Genomic DNA, 3,317 nt, shown 5'->3' with positions numbered 1-3,317 from the left:
TGGAAATCGCGTTCGCCGAGATCGACCGGCTGGCGACCAAGGGCGAGCCGGGAACAGGCGTCGACGCCCCACCGAACCCGTGGGTCACCGATCGGGCGCTGCGACACCTGCTCACCGACATCACCGGCAACACCCACCGCGCCGAATTCTGCATCGACAAGCTCTACAGCCCGGACTCGCCGCGCGGGCGACTCGGGCTGCTGGAACTGCGGGCGTTCGAGATGCCGCCGCATCATCGGATGGCGATGGTGCAGTCGCTGCTGGTGCGTTCGCTCGTGTCGTGGTTCTGGGACCAGCCCTACCGTGGCCGGCTCATCCGGCATGGCGGTGACCTGCACGGCAAATACCTGCTGCCGTACTACCTGATCCGCGACATCGGCGCCGTCGCCGAGGACCTGCGGGAGGCGGGATACGAGTTCGACACCGCCTGGCTGGCCCCGTTCACCGAGTTCCGCTTCCCACGGCTGGGTACCGTGCAGATCCGCGACCACGAGGTGGAGTTGCGCGGTGCGATCGAGCCGTGGAACACCCTCGGTGAGGAGTCGACCGGCGTGGGCACCGCCCGCTATGTCGACTCGTCGGTCGAACGGGTGCAGGTGCGGGTGTCCGGGGGTGAGGACGACCGGTTCATCCTCACCTGCAACGGGCACCCGATCCCGCTGCGTTCCACCGGCATCCCCGGGGAGCGGGTCGCGGGTATCCGGTTCCGGGCCTGGCAGCCGCCGAGCTCGCTGCATCCGACGATCACCGTCGACACCCCGCTGACATTCGACCTCGTCGACCAGGTGGCCGGGCGGTCCGTCGGCGGCGCGACGTACCACGTGGTGCATCCGGGTGGCCGCGCCTACGACCGGCCGCCGGTCAACGCCGTCGAGGCCGAATCGCGGCGAAACGGCAGATTCGAGGCATCCGGGCACACCGCCGGCCACGTCGACATCGGTGTGCTGCGTGAACGGATGGCGCGCGGCGCGATCGACTCGGGGGTCCCCGGCATTCTGGATCTGAGGCGCGCACGTACAGTTCTTCGGTGACCGTTTCACCTGGCATCGACGCCGCGAGCGACGCCGTACGCGCGGTGTTCGACCGCTACCGGGCTGATGCCGGATCGGGATCGTACGACGAGATGCTCGACGCGGCCGGTGGGATCCGGGCCGGCTGGTCGGAACTGGTCGCAGGCTACGGTGTGCGCGGCGCGGGCCGGCTCGGGGACGCCGCGCACCGGCTGGCCGGTGCCGTCCACGACGAGGGCATCGTCTACAACGAGTTCGACGGCGACACCACGGTCACCCGTGACTGGGTGGTGGACCCGGCTCCGCTGATGGTGGACGGCAATGACTGGGCGACGCTGGAGACGGCGATCGCCCAGCGGTCGACGGTGCTCGACCTGCTCCTGCGCGACATCTACCACGACCAGAAACTCATCACCCGGGGTGTGGTGCCGCCGGAGATGATCTACGGCCACCCCGGTTACCTGCGCAAAGCCGCGCACCTGAACGTTGCCGCACCGCATGCGCTGTTCCTGCACGCGGTAGACCTGGGGCGGACCGTCGACGGCACCCACCTGGTGTTCGCGGACAGGACGCAGGCGCCGTCGGGGATCGGGTACGCGCTGGCCGATCGACGGATCCTTTCCCGGACGTTCGCGCAGCTGTTCCAGGACTGCGCGCCCAGGCCGATCTCGAGGTTCGTACAGACGCTGCGGCTGGCGCTGCTGGACTACGCCCCTCCCGGAGTCGATGATCCGACGGTCGTGGTGCTCAGCCCCGGCAGCATGTCCGAGACCGCGTTCGATCAGGCGTACCTGGCGTCCGCGCTGGGAATCCCGCTCGTCGAAGGCCCCGACCTGACCGTGCGTGACGGCTACGTCTACATGCGCTCGCTGGGCAAGTTCCGCCGCGTCGACGTGCTGCTGCGCAGGGTCGACGCCGAGTTCGTCGATCCGCTCGACCTGCGCACCGATTCTCAGCTAGGCGTCGCCGGTCTCGTGGAGGCGATCTCCCGCGGTAACGTCACCGTCGTCAACACCCTCGGCAGCGGTGTCCTGGAGAATCCGGCGCTGCACACGGTGCTCGATGCGGTGGCGCGTGAACTGCTCGGTGAATCGCTCCTGCTCGAGTCCGTACCGACGTTCTGGGCCGGCGACCCGGCAGGCCGGTCGAAGATCATCGCCGACGCCGAGTCGATGGTCCTCACCAATGTGCGAACGGGCGAAGAATTCGTGGGTGCGCTGATCGACTCGGCGACCCTGACCGATCTGCGGGCGCGCATCGAAGCACAGACCTGGCAGTGGGTCGGACGGTCGCTGGTGCGGTACTCGACGGCACCGACGATGCTGCCCGGCGTGGCCGACCCGGTCTCAGCCCCACAGGTGCGCCGCGCTCCGGTCTCGTTGCGTGCGTTCAGCCTGGCCCGCGGGCAGTTCTACGCGGTCATGCCGGGAGCGCTGGGCTCGGTGCTCGTCGACGGTGTTCCGGGTCGGGCGATGGCCACCATCGGCGCCAAGGACGTATGGCTGACCAGCGGCGGCGCGGGCGGGCATGCATCACGTAAGTCGCAGTCCCGGATCGAGCCGGCGGACGTCGTCGACGTGTCACCGACACCGGTTCGGGCGGCCGTAGCGTTGCCGCACGACAACGCGGGCACGGCATTCGTCGCCAGCCCGCGTGTGCTGTCGGACCTGTTCTGGGTGGGTCGTTACCTCGAACGCGTCGACGGGACGACGCGACTGGCGAAGGTATGCCAGTCGCGTTACGAGGAGCTGCAGCGGCGGTCATGGGTGGGGCTGCCCAAGGTGGTTCCCGTACTTCTGAACGCGGCCGGCTGGATGACCGGTACCGCCGAGTACCTCGGCACCGCCGCGCTGCTGAATGCCGATCCGGACGATGAGCCGGTGGACATCCTGAGGCTGGTCGCCAAGCTGACCGCCGATCGGCATGTACCCGGCACCATCGCCTATTCGCGGATGCGGCTGGTGGGTGCGGTGCGCGCGGTCCGCGACCAGATGACCACCAGCACGTGGATGGTGCTCGCGCCGGCCGAGCGGGCGATCGCCCGGTTGACCGAGTTGCTGAGCTCCGAGGTGGATCCGTCGGTTCCCCAACTGGATCTGGGGCCCGAACTGGCCGCCGCCCACGACGACATCCTGTTCGCGGTGCTGGCGTTGTCCGGGCTGCAGGCCGAGTCGATGGTTCAGGACCCCGGCTGGTATCTGCTGGATGTGGGTCGGCGCGCCGAACGGGCCATCGCGCTGGCAGACCTCACCTCGGCACTGTTCGTCGAGGTCCGCGACGCCGACCTGGAACAGCAGCTGCTGGAGT

General features: G+C 69.0%; 2 protein-coding genes. Both read left to right on the top strand.

The features are described 5' to 3' along the window. Nucleotides 1–1,031, top strand: a 1,031-nt coding sequence (locus KDB67_RS16185; RefSeq protein ID WP_291017684.1) for a transglutaminase family protein, incomplete at its 5' end; no start/stop codon positions are given. 44 nt (nt 1,032–1,075) lie between these two features. Beyond that, nucleotides 1,076–3,317 (top strand): circularly permuted type 2 ATP-grasp protein (locus KDB67_RS16180; protein WP_291017686.1); only part of this gene is annotated, 2,242 nt, incomplete at its 3' end.

It is taken from the genome of Gordonia sp. (in: high G+C Gram-positive bacteria), from assembly GCF_020438995.1.
In the GTDB taxonomy this organism is placed as follows: domain Bacteria; phylum Actinomycetota; class Actinomycetes; order Mycobacteriales; family Mycobacteriaceae; genus Gordonia.
The sequence above is the reverse complement of the archived record's forward strand: the minus strand, read 5'-3'. Positions and strand labels throughout refer to the sequence as shown.